Source organism: Streptosporangium roseum DSM 43021, from assembly GCF_000024865.1.
Classification (GTDB): domain Bacteria; phylum Actinomycetota; class Actinomycetes; order Streptosporangiales; family Streptosporangiaceae; genus Streptosporangium; species Streptosporangium roseum.
The window spans coordinates 8,610,406-8,625,581 of record NC_013595.1 but is presented as its reverse complement, the minus strand read 5'-3'; the positions used below and the strand labels follow the sequence as shown (position 1 = coordinate 8,625,581).

The window sequence follows — 15,176 nt, the reverse complement described above, 5'->3', positions numbered from 1 at the left end:
GTCAGTTGCTCCGATGGAGACATCGAGAAACGACCTCAACCGCCGATGTCCGGGTAGGTGTGGAGTTCAGCCGACCTGGCTGTTGTCCTTGAGCGTGCCCCAGCCGTGCCAGGTGTCGATCTCGATCCAGGTGCTGAACCGGTGGCGGTCCCGCCGCGGGTACGGCTTCCCGAGGTACTGCTGGGCCAGCCTGTCGAGGCGACCGAAACCTTTGGCCCCGCATAACCGGCCGCAGGTCCTTGTCCCTGACGACAAGCCCTGTTGATCAGGAGGGTGTGTCGAAGTCGCCGTTCTTGATGCCGCCGACGAAAGCCGTCCACTTGTCGCGACGGAACACGAGCGTGCCGCCCTCGCGGTCTTTGGTGTCGCGGACGGCGACGGCGTCGTCGACGAAGGCGACCTCGACACAGCTCGGGCCGTCAGCGCTGAGGCTGCTTTTGCGCCAGTGCGCACCGGAGAGGTCGGCCTGCTGCATGCTGCTTCCTTCCGCTAGTGATCTTCGCGTAGGGATGTGATGAGCGCGGCCGTGTCGGCAGGGCTGAGCGCTATCGCGCGAAGATGCTCACACATGTGGTTGTAGTGCTGGATATCCGTCTCTTTCTCAAGAAACAGACCACCGGCCATGCTGTCAATATGAATCACGTCGGGGCCGTCCTCGTCGAACTTCAAGACGATGAAGCTGCCCGGCATGCCCGGGTGGGCTCCGGCGGAGAACGGGATGACCTGGACCGTGATGTGTGGGCGCTGTGCCTGGCGGGCGAGATGGGTGAGCTGATCGCTCATGACGGCATCGCTGCCGACTGTCCGTGCCAGTGCCGCCTGATCCAGAATCGCCCACAGTCGTAGAGGCGTGTCGCCTTCCAGGAGGGCCTGCCGCCGCAGTCGGGCGGTGATGCGTATCTCGACTTCTTTGTCGGTGATGGTCGGCCGTACGCCGCGAAACATCGCCCGCGTGTAGTCCTCGGTCTGCAGCAGGCCTGGGATGAACAGCGACTCGTAGTTGATGGCCTGGCGTGCCTCGGCCTCCAGGCCGATATAGGCGCTGTACGGACCGGGGAGGTCTGCTTCGAAGCCGTGCAGCCATCCACGCTGCTTGGCTTCCCTCTGCAGCGCTACCAGGTCGGTGCGGCGGCTGCCGGTGACGCCGTAGGCGTCGAGCAGGGCATTGAGTGTCCGGAGCTGCGGCTTGGTCTTGGCCGTCTCGATCCGATGGAGTGTGGCGAGGTTGACGTCGGTCTTCTCGGTCACCTCGGCCTGGGACAGGCCGGCCTCTTGACGGAGGCGGCGCAGTTCGGCTGCCAGACGGCGTAGGCGCACCGTGGGTGGCTGACGTCTGGCCGGCGATAGGGGTGCGATTTCGCCCATTCCGTGTTTCTCCTCCATCTTCAACACCCATCTGGATTATGCGGGCAGTGTAAAAGCCTGTATTGCATTCACTCATTGTGATGGTGCATGCTCTCTGCGTAAAGCCTTCCAGGTGGGTTCCCTTCCAGAAGGTGAAACGCGTGATTCCCCAGTCAGCCGGGCGGGCGATCTTCCCTCCCGACGCGGCCCACCCCTGTCGGGTGTCCGCCCGGTGCCAGCGGTACGACCCCCGGCAGCCCCCTGCCGTTCCCCGGTCGTACCTCCCGTAGGACCGGCACCGTGCCCCCGCCGCCCCCGTGCGGGGAGAGCAGCCGCCCCCGTCTGCGAACGGTGCCGGTCCTATGCCCTGACACCTGACGCGCCGACCAGGAACGGGTGAACGATGACCGACGTCACCACCGGAAAGCACCACCTGGAGCTCTCCGTCTTCCCGACCTCGCCCTACTACGCCCGCGTGCACGTCCAGCGCGTACTGGAGGGCTGGCGGCGGGACGACCTGATCGAGACGGCCCAGCTCGTCGTCTCCGAGCTGGTATCCAACGCGATCAAGGCGCACGTCTCGTCTCCCGCCGTTACGGAGGCGGCGGCGCACGCGAGTCCGGACCACATCTGGATGGACCTGTACCCGGTCGAGACGGCGGTCGTGCTGCGCGTCTGGGACGTCTGCCGTACCCCACCCCTCCTCAGAACCCCCGACCTGGACGACGAGGGCGGACGCGGCCTCTGCCTCGTCGACCTGCTCGCGAGGAACTGGGGCTACTACCGGCCGGCGACGGGCGGAAAGATCGTGTGGTGCACCCTGGCGGCCCCACCAGTGGTTCCTGAGGAGCGGGCCGGGTGATCACCGCCTTGGACGACCCGATCTGGGGGTCCGATAGGCACGTCTCTGATCGCCTGAGCAGTGAGCCGGCCGCCTGATGATTGCACTGGGGCTGATGCTGCGATCGACTGACAATGTCATAGCTCACTGTAATTATTGCTTCACCGAGCGGTGTTGTTCTCGTGACGGCAGGCCGCAGACGATCACCCCTGGAAGCGACTGACGAGGAGTACGGTGGCATTGGGACGGATCTGGGGAGGCGCGGTGATGAGTAGACCTCTCCAATCGGCCCAATCCCCTGGCGGGCGCCGTGCTCGCGGTGCTGAAGGTGGCCCGCGAGACGCGCATCGAGATCACCAAGGCGAAGCTGGTGCAGCTTCTCTATCTCGCCGACCTGGATGCCATCGAGTCGGGGCGCACGCAGTTCAGTGGGGCTACCTGGCGCTGGGACGACTACGGCCCCTACGACCACGCACTCGTCCGCGCCGAGGAATGGGTGATGGAGAGCGAGCTGGTGGAGCGCCGCGACACGCGAAGCGCGGAGGATGGCTCGCATGCGCTCTCCCTGACCGTCGACATCGAGGATCCGCTCAACGTGGCCGACATGGAGTGCGTGCGAAACGTGGTCCGTCTGTACGGAGGCAGGAGCGCGACCGGCCTGAAAGATCTCTCCTATGAGACTGCTCCGATGGTCGAGGCTCGGGCGGGTGGCGAGCGGGGAGCACTGCTCGATCTCAACCGGGCGCGCCGCCGCGAACAGGTGGCGGCGCTCCGGGAGCGGTTCCGATCGCGGCGTGAAGCCAGGCCTCCACAGCAGGATGACCCAGGGGTCGGTGACGCGCTCATAGCGGAGTTCCTGGAGGCCAGAGACGGTCTGCGACGAGCCAATGCGAAGATCTTGGATGATCGGTGAAGGGATCCATCCGCAAGGGTGGCGTCTATCTGGTGTCCGACCGGTCGCTGACGATGCCCCCAACGACCAGCGCAACTTCCACCCGAAACGGCCAGTGATCGTTCTCAGTACAGTGCAGGGCAAGCCCATGTAATGCCTGGTCAGTCGGGAGGAAATTGGAATGATGGCCAGGCAGGATCGGATCACGGAGCGCGAGAGGGGGAAGTGATGGCTTATGACCCGAAGCTGGCCGCGGCGCTGTCGGGTGCCACGCTCCGTCAGCTCGCACACTGGCGCAAGGCCAGCGTGAGCCGTGGCGCGGTGCTGATACCGGAGATCTCCAGCACGCGGCCCGTCCTCTACTCCTTCCGTGACGTGGTGGCGCTGAGAACCTGCGTCAAGCTCCGTAACGACGCCTCGCTGCAGAAGATCAGGCGGGCGCTCGACACGCTCCGCGACGATCTGAAAGAGCGGGACCACCTTTCGTCGTACACACTGGTCGCCGACGGCAGCAGCATCTATCTGGCCGCGCCCGACCAGGCGGTCGATCTGGTGCGGAAGAAGGCCAACGTGGTCATCCACGAGATGGTAGACGTCCTGCAGCCCTTCTACCGCGACGGCAGGCACATCCCGCCGTTACTGCAACCTCGTGCGCACGTGGCGGTGGATCCGGCGATCCGTGGCGGGGTTCCTGTGATCGAAGGCACCCGCATCCCCTACGACGAGGTCGCCGCGCTGCTCCGGGATGGAGTGCCGCCGGAGCGGATCTCCGACTACTACCCCAGCGTCACCGCTACGGCGGCCCTGGATGCCGCTGATTTCGCCGACTACGTTGACAGCTTCGATCCCCCCAGGGAGCGGCGTGAGGTTGCTGCTGGATGAGAACGTGTCCAGGCCGCTCCACAAGGCCATCATTGCCTTCGTTCTGGAGCACGAGATCGTCCATCTTCTCGATCTCGACCGCTGGTCCGGAACCCGGGATGAACACCTTTATCCCCGAGCGGCGGCCGATGGGTTCCATGTCATTCTGACCAATGACGCCCGGCAGATGCAGCGCCCCAGGGAAGTCGAGGCGATCGCGGATTCCGGGCTGCATCGGATCGAATATCCACACAGGCATCCGGGACTGGTCGGAATCGGTCTTGCGATCGCCACGGTCGCCGCCGGGCTGCCCGCTGCCCTGGCTGTCCTCGCCAAGGCGGACGGACAACGCCTGGTGACCTTGCGCGGCATCGACCCGACCCCGGCCAGCCGCCTGCGCGTCGTCGACCCGGCCGCCGCTCCGCCCAAGTACTGGCCGGACCTGGCGTAGTTCTTCCGTGCGACTGGGCCGTTGATTCTGCGCACCGTCCTGGGGTGCGGAGACCCGGACGAAGGTAGGGGAGTGGGCGATCCTGATGAGGGCATCACCGGACAATCCGTTCTGGGGCGTAACGGCCAGGTCAGATGGCTCGATCCATGATGGTGAGTGCCTGGACGGAGATAACCGCACGTATTCAGTTCACCGGAGCGCAGATCCTGGCCGAGCACCCGGAGGGTATGCGTGGCCGCGAGCTCTGGTCGCTCGTGGAGAAGCGTTTCCCGAATCTCGATCAGGAGTGGAAACAGGCCAGCACGGGCTCGACGGGCCCAGAGAAGATCTTCCAGTGGCGCAGCGTGGGCCTGGTCAAATACGGTTGGCTGACCAAGTCGGGTGGCCGCTGGTATCTCACCTCGCTCGGCCGGGTCGCGCTGGCTCAGCACGTGAAGGCCGTTGCCTTCTTCGAGGAGGCCGAGTCCGGCTACCGCTACTGGGACAAGCACAAGGCCGGGTTCGACATGGCCAAGCGGCTGGCGGAAGCCGTACCGGAGGGGAGCTGGGTCGCGGCCGGGGACCTCGCCTCGCAGACCGGCCTTGAGATCGCACCGTTGGTGCGGTGGCTCCAAGGTGAGCGGCCCGAGGGCTGGCATCGGGTGCTGGATGCCGACGGCGGTCTTCCCGACGACGCGCATGCCGACGAGCGGCTGCGGAAGGAGTGGCAGGGGCTGCTCATCGAGGACGGGTTGGACGCTCTGCTCGGCATGGTGCCGCAGGACCGGCGGATCTCCGGTGCCGATCTGCACCAGCTGGTGATCGATGATCCTGTGGGTGGCGACGGGCCGGAGCGTCCGCGGCGGGCCTGGCTGGTGCGCGGGTCCAATGTGCACGGGGTCAACCTGGTGGGTGACTGGCTGGCCGAGGGTTACTGCTCGCTTCCGGCCTCCAAGCTCCGCGAGCTGCCGCCCGGTGCGGCGCAGGAGACGATCCAGGCGGCTGTGGACGTGGACTACGCGCACGGCTCATACAACGACCGGCTGAAGAAGACGGCCGAGTTCCACGCGTTCCTGTCGCGGATGCGCGAGGGCGACCTGGTGCTCAGCAACGACGGGGGAAAGGTCTACCTGGGCCACCTCAAGGGAGGTCCGGCGTTCCGGGCCAGTATGGGCAACCGGGCCAATCTGCAGCGACCGGTCAGATGGCTGAACCCGGAAACTCCGCTCGACTTCGTCGACGACCTGCCGGACGAGATCTCGGCCAAGCTGGCCACCCAGCACGACGTGCTCGACCTGACGGAGTTCGTCGAGGAGCTGGAACGGCTGATCGAGCCGCGGCCTTCGAGGCCGCCGATCACGCGGGAGATGGTCCTGCCGGACGCCGGTGCCGAGCTGGCCGGCGAGTTGCTCGTCGACCAGGACTGGCTGCAGGAATGCGTGGAGCTGCTCCGCGACCGCCCTCAGATGATCTTCTACGGACCGCCGGGGACCGGGAAGACCTACATCGCGCAGCATCTCGCGCAGTTCCTGGCGGGTGGGAAGCCGGAGAACGTCAAGCTCGTGCAGTTCCACCCGGCCTACTCCTACGAGGACTTCTTCGAGGGCTTCCGGCCGGTGCAGACCGCCGACGGGCAGGGCGTGACCTTCAAGCCGCTGCCCGGTCCACTGCTGCGGCTGGTGGACGCCGCGCGGCAGCATCCGGAGGAGCCGCACGTTCTGATCATCGACGAGATCAACCGCGGCAACCTCGCCAAGATCTTCGGTGAGCTGTACTTCCTGCTGGAGTACCGGGACAAGGCCGTCGACCTGCTGTACTCCTCGGCGGAGGGGACCGGCCAGGCGTTCACCCTGCCCAAGAATCTGATCATCCTGGGCACGATGAACACCGCCGACCGGTCGATCGCGCTGGTGGACGCGGCCATGCGGCGCCGCTTCGCGTTCGTGGAGCTGCATCCGGAGGAGACGCCGACCCGGGAAGTGCTGGGGCGCTGGCTCGCGGGCAGGGAGTTGCCGGCCGACGCGGCCCGGCTGCTGGCGGAGCTCAACGCCCGGATCGAGGACCGCGACTTCAAGATCGGCCCCTCGTATCTGATGCGGGCTGGCATCTACCAGGACGCGAAGGGGTTCGAGCGGGTCTGGCGGACCCAGATCCTTCCGCTTCTGGAAGAGCATCACTACGGCGACGGGGTCGAGGTCTCCAAGCGATACGGCCTGCCCCAGCTGCGGCAACGGCTGGGACTCGATCAGGAACCCACTCCGTGATCAGCCTGATGGAGGGTGGTCCACCGGTCGAATACGAGCTGTCGGCCGAGCAGGCAGTGGCTCTGGTGGCGGCGAAGGCCGTACGGGTGAGTCCGGGACCGCGCGCGGGGATCTGGAAGGTCCGTGACAACGGATACGTGGGCGCGGCGGTCATCGGCGGGGTCGAGGTGCGGATCACGCCGAAGACGCCGGTGGATCGGGTGTTCTTCCTCCTCGGATACGCACGCCGGCCGCGTGGCTGGCGCCAGGGGGAGGTGGACGCGGGGGATCATCCCGAACTGCTTCCGGCGCTCGCGCACGCCTACGCGCTGGCCGCTGATCGAGCCCTCCGGCAGGGAGTGCTGCAGGGCTACCTGGAGATGGAGGAAGCCCTGCCGGTCGTCCGAGGCCGGATTCGGGAGGCCGACCAGCTCCGCCGCAGGTACGGCCTGCCGCTACCGGTCGAGGTCCGCTACGACGACTACACCGTCGACATCGCCGAGAACCGGCTGCTGCTGGCCGCGTCGGCACGGTTGCTGCGCCTGCCCGGCCTCGCCGTACAGACCCGCAGGACGCTGCGGCACGTCATCGCCAGACTGGCGGGGGTCACCGCTCTGGTGCCGGGGCGGCCATTGCCGGTGTGGCGCCCCAGCCGGATCAACACGCGCTATCACACCGCGCTCGGGCTGGCTGAGCTTGTTCTCCGTGGAGCCTCCTACGAACTCGACGACGGTACGGCCGTGCGTGTGGACGGCCTGCTGGTGGAGATGTGGCGGGTCTTCGAGGACTTCGTGACCGTTGCCCTGACGGAGGCGCTCCGGCCGCACGGCGGGCGCAGCGAGCTGCAGGACAAGCGACACCATCTGGATCACGGGCGGCGGGTGCTGCTCAAGCCTGACCTGGTGCGCTATGTCATCGACTCCGGCGGAACGGAGATCCCTGCGGCGGTGGTGGACAGCAAGTACAAGATCTCAACCGGTCCCGAAGGTCACAGCGCCGACCTCTACCAGATGCTGGCCTACTGCACGGTGCTCGGACTCGATCACGGGCATCTGGTGTACGCCGAAGGGGACGCGGAGCCGTACCGGCATGTGGTGCGCGGCGCGGGGATCGAGATCATGCAGCACGCGATCGACCTGACCCTGCCTCCGGCTGACCTGCTTGCCGCCATCGAGCGGCTTGCGGAATCAATCGTTCGAGCCGACGACGACCATGAGCTGACGGCTTCTTATTCGTGACTAATTCCATTTGCCGCTTTTGTGTGCGTCGTGTCGCATATGAAGCACTTGAGCACTAAAGGGGCATTCTTGGCTCTTCTCGGGCCGACAAATAAGAGCGTTTCTTAATCGCTTTTCGGTTTTCTGTTTACGTAGAGCGATCGGTTGTGTAAGGATCGTTGATCTTTCATGGTTGTAACGTTCCGAAAGGGGCCCGCGTGAAGGCCAACGAGACGACGCTGCGTGGGCTCATCCGTGGTGAGCAGCAGTTGCTGGTGCCGCTGTACCAGCGGCCCTATTCCTGGGAGCGCGAGCAGCTCGCCACGCTGTGGAATGACATCGAGTTGCAGGCCGACCGGATCGAGCAGGGAAAGGACAACAGCCACTTCCTCGGCTCGGTCGTGCTGGCGCCCGGCCCGGACAACTCGCCCGGCAGGTCACAGTGGCTGGTGGTCGACGGCCAGCAACGGCTGACCACCCTGATGGTGGCCCTGTGTGCGCTCCGGGACCACCAGATCGCCGAGGATCCGCTGCACCGCGACCGGATCAACGAGACCCATCTGATCAACAAGTTCAGCCCGGGTGACCTGAGATACCGCCTGCTGCCGACCCAGGTGGATCGTCAGGCGTTCAAGAACTGCGTCGAAGGCCAGCCGTTCGGCGACACCGACAGCTTGATCCCGGGTGCCTACCGGTTCTTCCGCACGAAGCTGGTGGCGATCGACGATCCGGCGGATCCCCACGACATCGCACGTATCGAGAGCATCGTCCTCAACCGGCTGAATCTCGTGCAGATCGTCGTGGAGGACGACGACAACGCCTTCCGGATCTTCGAGTCCATCAACAACACCGGTATGAGACTCAGCCAGGTCGATTTGATTCGCAACTACGTCTTCATGCACCTGCCGACCAGGGGCCAATACGTCTATGACGTCCACTGGCTGCCGATGCAGAAGCTGCTCGGCCCCAAGGGAATGGATCAGCTGATGTATCTGGCCCTGATCCTCGACCGGGGCGACGAGGCGCAGTACAACGACACCTACCGCGGTCATCAGGAGCTGCTCCGGGCCGTGACCATGGACAACAGGAACGTCGAGGATCGGGTCGAGGGCTACGTCAAGGATCTCGCCCGCCGTGCTCGATACCTTCACCAAATCCTTGAGCCCAGCGGCGAAACGGAGATCGACGCGCGCCTGCGCTTCCTCAACGAATGGAAGGGAAACACCGCCTACCCGGTCATCATGCGCCTGCTGGAGCTTCGCGACAGCGGCGACGCCACTGACGACGAGATCGTGGAGGCGCAGCGCTACATCGAGAGTTTCCTGGTCCGCCGTCTCATCGGGGGAGTCTCGACCGGTAGCCTCAACAAGATCTTCATGCGGCTGACCCGGGAACTGACCGAAGAGAAGCCGGCTGACACTCTACGGGCCGGGCTCTCGCCGGCTCGGCTGTACTGGTCGTCCGATGAACGGTTCCGCGAGGACATCCGGAGCCGGGCGTTCTATTGGCAGGGCCGGACTGCGCAGCAGAAGCTCGTGCTCCGCCGGTTGGAGGAGTCCTACGGGGCGAAGGAAGCGGTTGAGCTCTCGGACAAGAAGATCACCATTGAGCATGTGCTTCCGCAGAGCCCGACCGCCGACTGGCTGGAGCAGCTCGCGCCCGAGGGGGACGTCGGTCGCCTCCACAAGGAGCTGGTGCACAGTCTGGGCAACCTCACGCTCAGCGGTTACAACTCCGAGCTCGGCAACATGTCGTTCGCCAAGAAGCGAGACTTCCTCAGCCGCAGCGGTCTGGTCATGAACCAGGAGATCGCCAAACGTGAGCGGTGGGGGAAGACTGAGATCTACTCTCGCGCCGACGAACTCGCCGCACGAGCGATCGAAATCTGGCCGAGTCCGATGGACGTCGGCCCGGTCGGTCCGTCCCGGGACTGGACGCTGCTTCACGCCGCCCTCGCGGCACTACCTGCGGGCACCTGGACGACCTATGGAGATCTGGCCGAGTTGATCGGTTCGCACGCCGTTCCGGTCGGCGCTCACCTTTCCACGTCACAGGTGTTCAACGCCCATCGGGTGCTGACCGTGACGGGGCAGGTTTCCAAGGGGTTCCGGTGGGTGGATGAAGAAGACGATCGCGATATTCATCAGGTTCTCCGCGCCGAGGGCATCAAACTCGACGACGCCGACCGTGCCGACCCCGGCCAGCGGATCTCGGCACGGGAGCTGGCCGAGCTGCTGGACCTTCCCGGCGCGCTGAACCTCAGCGAGGTGGAACTCGCGGCCGGCGACGATCACGCCGATGTCGGCGAACACGAGAAGCGCTTCTTCCAGCAGTTGGGCGACGCACGCGGACCGCAGGCGGCCGGCGCGGTCTCCCGGCTGCTGGACTGGTGGCGCGGCCGTGGCGGTGAGGTGCAGTTCGGTCGGTCGGCGGGTGCCTCCTGCGCGCCCTTCGTCAAGCATGGTGGTGAGACCCTGGCCATGGTCCGCTTCTATGCCACGACGGTGGAAGTGCCGTTCGGGACGCTCAAGAAGCGCGCTCCGTTCAACGATCCCATTCTCCGTGACGAGCTGCGCAGGCGGTTCAACGAGGCTCCAGGCGTGGAGCTGCCCTCGGCCAAGCTGGAGCTCTATCCTTCCTTCGAGATCGATCTGATGGTGGACGAAGCCGTCTGGGACGTGGCGGTCGCCTGCCTCGACTGGTGCGCCGCCCAGATGAAAACCGATGGCGGCCCATCGGCGACCTGAGGTGAGCACGTCGATAGGGGATGACGGCACGCGAACGCGGCCCCTGTTCTTGATCGGCCGGCCTCGACAACCGTCGATCATCAGGGGTCGCGTTCGCTGTTTGTGCGGCTGGGGTCCTCTGCCTGCCCCTCATCCGGCTCACGCTCGTCTCGCCGGCCGAGAACACGTGGGGCCAGGGGCGCGGTCATATCCGGCCGGAAACTCCCGCTACCGGACGCCTCCGCAGGCCAGCGGTTTCCGAGAGGGCCGTCTTTTCGGAAGCTCTTGAACCGATGCAGACCCGCTCTGCTATCAGGAGGAGCCGCAGGTTCCGATGTAGCCGGTCTGGTTGTTCATGTTGCACATGCGGAACCTCACGTTCGTGTACCCGAGATCGCCCGCTGAGAGTGTACCCGGGTTATCCATCATTATCCCGCTCGGAAAGATCGTCCAGCCGAAGGGAATTCCGTGCTGCTCCCCCTTGTACTGTAAGACGCCGACATAAGGGGAGAGGAAAGCGCCGCAGGTGGAAGAACTTTTTTTCCAGAACATTTCGCCGCTCACGAATATTGAGTAACTGCCATTTCCATCGGGCTTATAAGTGTAGGTGAATTCGGCTGAAGCGCAACCGTTTGCACTTTCTCGGTAAATTTCTGTTTTGGCGTGCGCCGCCGGAGCCGTACTCGCGACCAGAGCGCCGGCCGCCAGCACGGAGACGGCCAGGCGACGACTTGTTGACGTGGCCACTCGCGACATCGTGGGCTTGATTCCCGATGGCTGGACGAATGTCTTCCGCATGATTCTCTCCTTGTAAGGATACGAAAAGACTCTTTTGTGTGCGCTGGAGGGCAGGACGGCGGAAGTTTGGCGAACGCCGTGGCGGGTTCGTCGTGGAGGGCGGAGACAGCGGAGCGCCGTCGCTGCGGGTGTGGAACCCCTCGTGACCCTGTGGTCTGCCGCGGATTCGCTCCAGCGATCACCTTTTAATTCTCGTCGCACCGCCTTTCTTTGATTCGTTGATGCGTCGACCATCCCCTAGTCGGCCTGGAAAGTTGTTGACGGTTTCTGCAGAGTTGTTGCCGATTCCTGCACAGCCTCGTGCTCGGCTTGGTGGCGGTAGTCGGATGGGGAGGAGCCGTAGGCGGCGCGGAAGGTGCGGCTGAAGTGGGGGTTGCCGGCAAAGCCCCAGCGAGTGGCGATGGCGTGGATGGGGCGGGAGCGTAAGGCGGGGTCGGTCAGGTCGCGGCGGCAGCGTTCCAGGCGGCGGTGGCGGATCCAGGCGGCCACGGTCAGGCCCTGGTCGTGGAAGAGCTGGTACAGGTAGCGGACGGAGATCTGGTGGGCGGCGGCGATGGTCTCGGCGCACAGGGTCGGGTCGCCGAGGTGCTGCTGGATGAAGGCGTGGATACGCGTCTGCAGCACCTGCCGATGAGTCTCGGCTGGCAGCGCGGCGTCGGCTTCGAGGTGGTGGGCGCACATTGCGGCGAATAGGTCCACGGTGATGGCCGACAACCGGGCGGCGTCGGCTGCGGTGTATTCGGCGGCGTGTCGTACCAGCTTGCCGAGGTGGCCGCAGAGCAGGGCGCCGATACCTTGACGGCCGGACAATCCCACTGCGGTGAGACGAGAGACGGTGCCGGCGGGCAGCGGCAGCAGAGTCCTGGGGATGTGCAGGGTCATGCTCGCGGCCCTGTCGCCGTTGCCGCTGGTGGTGCCGTAGAAGGGCCGGGAGGTGTCGTAGAGTGCCAGGTCCTGCGGGCCGAGGACGGTTTCCCGGCCGGCCTGGGCCAGTGTCATGGTGCCGCGCAGGGTGAGCGACAGGCAATACATCTCGGGGTCGGACTGGCGGATCAGCTTGGGGGTTCGCTGGGGACGTAGTGACGGGTAGTGCAGTGTGGCCACCTGCACCGCACCGAGGTCGAGCAGGCGCATGGTGGCCCGGAAGTCGGCCTCGTGGTCGCTGCGGATTACGGTGGGCACGTGTGTGCGGCAGGTCATCTCGTGCCACCAGGCAAAACGGTCGGCTGTGGGCAGGTCCTCGCTGCGGAACACGGTCTCGATCACTGTTGTTTCTCCGCGATGTGTTTCGTGACTACCGGGGATGCGAAGCGGGCATTTTCCCTCTTTTAGTCAGGTGTAGCCGGGTTGCGGATTGCTGAATAGGTCAAGTGTCTAAAGCGGCCAAAAGCCTCATTTGTGAAGGTTGTGGCCCGGTATGTTGTCGGGCCGAAAACGCCGGGATTCCTTTGTGGTGCAGGGCTTCGATGCTCCAGCGGCCGCGGATCAGCGCGGCGATCTGGGCATGGGTGACCCGGCCGGGCGGGAGACTGGTGACGGCGTAGATGGTGACGATCGTGGTCGTGCCGGTCCTGCGGTCGGTGCGGCGGCGCTTGGCCTGGATGGTCTGGGCGGCGTGGGGGACCGGCGGCGAGCCTCGGCCGCCTGGCGGAGCCGTACGTGGCGGGTGCTGAGGTCTTCGGCGAATCGTCGCCCCGTCGGTCCCACCCACATGGCCCGGCCGGTGGACTGGCCGGGCCTGAAGTAATCCGTCCGCCTGCTTGTGTGTCGGCTCTGCCTCGACGGTCTTCAGAAGGCCTGCCATGTCGTTCATGTCGTGGCTATACGGCTTTCGCCCCCGAACGGCGGCGTGGGTTGTCCGATCGGCCGTCGCAGCCGTCATCCGTACCGCAAGATTGGATCATGCATGACGACGAGATCACCAGGGTGGCGACAGTCTCACCGGCGAGTGCCGAGCCGGCCGTGGTCCCGCGGGGTCGGAGGCGGCGCTGGGTGAGCGTGCTCGCCTGGCTGGTGGTGTCGCCGTTCGCGGTGTGGGCGGTGCTCCGGCTGATCCCCGCCGACGTGCACTTCCGATGGGTGCAGCTCGTGGCGTTCACGCCCTATGTGGCCCTCGCCTCGGTTGTCGCCCCGCTTGTCGCGCTGGTGTCGAGGCGGTGGGCCGCGCTGGCCGTGAGCCTGGTGGTGACCGCGACGCTGGCGGCGTGTGTCGTCCCGCGCGCGCTGCCGGACGGCGGCCGGACACCCTCGGGTCCGGCGTTACGGATCCTCTCCTCCAACCTGGAGGTCGGGGGAGTCCCTCCAACGGCTCTCGTCGATCTCGTGCGGAGGCTCCGTCCCGATGTCCTCGCCCTCCAGGAGCTGACGCCATCGGCCGCCGAAGGGCTCCGGAAGGCGGGGCTGGCGACGCTCCTGCCGTACAAGGCGGAGCTCGCGCTGGAGGGGCCGAGTGGGTCAGGCGTCTACGCCCGGCACGCGATCACGCCGGGGCAGGCCATCGAGTACGGCTTCGGCCAGATGGTGGCCACGGTGGAGGTGCCGGGGGCGGGACCCGTCGGCATCGTGTCCGTGCATCCCTGCGCCCCGAGTGACGAGTCGGGGCTCCCGTGCTGGGCGGACGGCCTGGCGGCGCTGCCCCGGCCGGGCGGTGCCGTACAGGTGCTGGCCGGGGACTTCAACGCCACCCTTGACCACGCTCGGATCCGCGACCTGCTGGACGCGGGCTACCGGGACGCCGCCGACGCGACGGGCGACGGCCTCACGACCACGTGGCCGTTCCGGCCGCGGCGGTTCAACGGCTTCGGCATCCCGACCGTGACGATCGACCACATCCTGGCCGACCGGCGCGTGGGCGTCCGCTCATTCGGCGTGCACCGGCTTCCGGACACCGACCACCGAGCCGTCTTCGCCGAACTGGTCCTCCCGCGTCGCTGATCCTCTCCCACCGCGGGTTGGGCCCAGGTTTGTTGATCCACTTCCGGCCATCCGCCACCTTCTGACGGGTCAGGATCGTACGGCGGAAGGCGGGACCTTCGCCGGGACGGACCGGAGCTCGTCTTCGAGGGCGTCGACGAGTGCCCTGGCCGCCTGGCGGAGCCGTACGCGGCGGGCGGTGAGGTCTTCGGCGAACCGCCGGGCCGTCGGCCCCACCCACACGGGCCGGCCGGTGAACTGTCCGTGGGCGGGGTCGAGCGCCGCCTCCAGGATCGCGACCCGCGCCCTGACCTCCGCCAATGTCTGTTCCAACACCTGACGCCGCGGGTTGGGCACCAGATCCTCCGGACGAGGATTCATATATCTCCTCTACGGATGCGGATACAACGGCGGTTTCATTGGACATTATTGGATCTACGGCACATCAGCCAGCCCTGGAGGAATTCATGGCATGTTCTGTACGGCGCGGCGTCATGGTGTGCGCGGTGGCGTTGCTGGCGGTGTCCGGATGTGGGGATGGGGGGCCTACTGCGGCGGAGGCGGGGGAGACGCTCAAATCGCATATCACTGAGTTGATGGAGGAGAGCCACGTCCTCGACGTCCGTATTACCGATTCCGGTGGGCGTGATATTCCCTGTGGGGATGGAAAGGCCAAGCGGACCTTCGCGGCCACGGCCAGAGATTCCGCAGCGCAACGTGATCCGGATGGGCTCAATACCTATTTGCTGGGCGCGCTCTCCTCGGTCGCCCCTTACCGGATTGCTGAAGACCGGGGAAATGCTCCCATCAAGCTTGCCAATGACGAATACAAGACAGTGATCATTCTGGAGTCGCCGGGGGACGGGCGGTACGGGGTACGGGGAGAGACCGAGTGTCTTCCGGCTTCGTGA

General features: G+C 65.8%; 16 protein-coding genes. 9 read left to right on the top strand and 7 right to left on the bottom strand.

Going from position 1 to position 15,176, the window contains the following annotated elements; translation table 11 throughout:
• Positions 1-66: 66 nt before the first annotated feature.
• From SROS_RS37750 to SROS_RS37740, 3 genes are read right to left on the bottom strand one after another with little or no spacing between them, the layout of a single operon-like run.
• Positions 67-255, bottom strand: a complete 189-nt coding sequence (locus SROS_RS37750; protein WP_052317129.1) for a hypothetical protein — start codon at positions 253-255, stop codon at positions 67-69.
• Between the two features lie 10 nt (positions 256-265).
• Positions 266-475 (bottom strand): DUF397 domain-containing protein, encoded by a 210-nt coding sequence (locus SROS_RS37745; RefSeq protein WP_012894222.1) that lies wholly within the window; start codon positions 473-475, stop codon positions 266-268.
• 14 nt (positions 476-489) lie between these two features.
• Positions 490-1,383, bottom strand: coding sequence for a helix-turn-helix domain-containing protein (locus SROS_RS37740; protein WP_245564785.1), 894 nt, complete (start codon positions 1,381-1,383; stop codon positions 490-492).
• Between the two features lie 364 nt (positions 1,384-1,747).
• On the opposite strand from SROS_RS37740, the gene SROS_RS37735 reads away from it, so the two are divergent.
• From SROS_RS37735 to SROS_RS37705, 7 genes are all read left to right on the top strand, one after another.
• Complete coding sequence (locus tag SROS_RS37735) at positions 1,748-2,206, top strand: ATP-binding protein (protein ID WP_012894220.1); 459 nt, start codon at positions 1,748-1,750, stop codon at positions 2,204-2,206.
• A gap of 289 nt (positions 2,207-2,495) precedes the next feature.
• Positions 2,496-3,098, top strand: a complete 603-nt coding sequence (locus tag SROS_RS37730; RefSeq protein ID WP_012894219.1) for a hypothetical protein — start codon at positions 2,496-2,498, stop codon at positions 3,096-3,098.
• 207 nt (positions 3,099-3,305) lie between these two features.
• Positions 3,306-3,959, top strand: a complete 654-nt coding sequence (locus SROS_RS37725; RefSeq protein ID WP_012894218.1) for a DUF433 domain-containing protein — start codon at positions 3,306-3,308, stop codon at positions 3,957-3,959.
• On the top strand, positions 3,940-4,389 hold the full coding sequence (locus tag SROS_RS37720; RefSeq protein ID WP_043653755.1) for a PIN-like domain-containing protein: 450 nt from the start codon (positions 3,940-3,942) through the stop codon (positions 4,387-4,389). Before SROS_RS37725 ends, SROS_RS37720 begins: the two co-directional genes overlap by 20 nt.
• 134 nt (positions 4,390-4,523) lie before the next feature.
• Positions 4,524-6,632, top strand: coding sequence for an AAA family ATPase (locus tag SROS_RS37715; protein ID WP_148269328.1), 2,109 nt, complete (start codon positions 4,524-4,526; stop codon positions 6,630-6,632).
• Positions 6,629-7,849: an McrC family protein gene (locus SROS_RS37710; protein ID WP_012894215.1), complete on the top strand. Its 1,221-nt coding sequence runs from the start codon at positions 6,629-6,631 to the stop codon at positions 7,847-7,849. Before SROS_RS37715 ends, SROS_RS37710 begins: the two co-directional genes overlap by 4 nt.
• Positions 7,850-8,046: 197 nt before the next feature.
• Entirely contained in the window at positions 8,047-10,575 is a 2,529-nt protein-coding gene (locus SROS_RS37705; RefSeq protein WP_012894214.1) for a GmrSD restriction endonuclease domain-containing protein, read from the top strand.
• Positions 10,576-10,866: 291 nt separating this feature from the next.
• Here SROS_RS37705 and SROS_RS50345 read toward each other — a convergent pair whose 3' ends face one another.
• The 3 genes from SROS_RS50345 to SROS_RS50340 form a co-directional block, all read right to left on the bottom strand.
• Positions 10,867-11,352, bottom strand: coding sequence for a hypothetical protein (locus SROS_RS50345; RefSeq protein WP_012894213.1), 486 nt, complete (start codon positions 11,350-11,352; stop codon positions 10,867-10,869).
• Positions 11,353-11,589: 237 nt separating this feature from the next.
• Positions 11,590-12,618: an AraC-like ligand-binding domain-containing protein gene (locus SROS_RS37695; RefSeq protein ID WP_012894212.1), complete on the bottom strand. Its 1,029-nt coding sequence runs from the start codon at positions 12,616-12,618 to the stop codon at positions 11,590-11,592.
• A gap of 100 nt (positions 12,619-12,718) precedes the next feature.
• Positions 12,719-13,165 (bottom strand): hypothetical protein, encoded by a 447-nt coding sequence (locus SROS_RS50340; protein WP_148269327.1) that lies wholly within the window; start codon positions 13,163-13,165, stop codon positions 12,719-12,721.
• 89 nt (positions 13,166-13,254) lie between these two features.
• Between SROS_RS50340 and SROS_RS37690 the strand changes: the two genes are divergently transcribed.
• Positions 13,255-14,286, top strand: coding sequence for an endonuclease/exonuclease/phosphatase family protein (locus SROS_RS37690; RefSeq protein ID WP_081453311.1), 1,032 nt, complete (start codon positions 13,255-13,257; stop codon positions 14,284-14,286).
• A 69-nt stretch (positions 14,287-14,355) separates the two neighbouring features.
• On the opposite strand, the gene SROS_RS37685 is transcribed toward SROS_RS37690, so the two are convergent.
• A complete protein-coding gene (locus SROS_RS37685; protein WP_148269326.1) occupies positions 14,356-14,646 on the bottom strand; it encodes a hypothetical protein in 291 nt (96 codons plus the stop codon).
• Positions 14,647-14,771: 125 nt separating this feature from the next.
• On the opposite strand from SROS_RS37685, the gene SROS_RS50335 reads away from it, so the two are divergent.
• Positions 14,772-15,176, top strand: a complete 405-nt coding sequence (locus tag SROS_RS50335) for a hypothetical protein (RefSeq protein WP_148269325.1) — start codon at positions 14,772-14,774, stop codon at positions 15,174-15,176.

Bases quoted from the DNA above. Each gene is read 5' to 3' on its own strand.
- SROS_RS37745 (WP_012894222.1), bottom strand. From the start codon at position 475: ATGCAGCAGGCCGACCTCTCCGGTGCGCACTGGCGCAAAAGCAGCCTC.
- SROS_RS37740 (WP_245564785.1), bottom strand. From the start codon at position 1,383: ATGGAGGAGAAACACGGAATGGGCGAAATCGCACCCCTATCGCCGGCC.
- SROS_RS37735 (WP_012894220.1), top strand. From the start codon at position 1,748: ATGACCGACGTCACCACCGGAAAGCACCACCTGGAGCTCTCCGTCTTC.
- SROS_RS37725 (WP_012894218.1), top strand. From the start codon at position 3,306: ATGGCTTATGACCCGAAGCTGGCCGCGGCGCTGTCGGGTGCCACGCTC.
- SROS_RS37715 (WP_148269328.1), top strand. From the start codon at position 4,524: ATGGCTCGATCCATGATGGTGAGTGCCTGGACGGAGATAACCGCACGT.
- SROS_RS50345 (WP_012894213.1), bottom strand. From the start codon at position 11,352: ATGCGGAAGACATTCGTCCAGCCATCGGGAATCAAGCCCACGATGTCG.
- SROS_RS50340 (WP_148269327.1), bottom strand. From the start codon at position 13,165: ATGAACGACATGGCAGGCCTTCTGAAGACCGTCGAGGCAGAGCCGACA.
- SROS_RS37690 (WP_081453311.1), top strand. From the start codon at position 13,255: ATGCATGACGACGAGATCACCAGGGTGGCGACAGTCTCACCGGCGAGT.
- SROS_RS37685 (WP_148269326.1), bottom strand. From the start codon at position 14,646: ATGAATCCTCGTCCGGAGGATCTGGTGCCCAACCCGCGGCGTCAGGTG.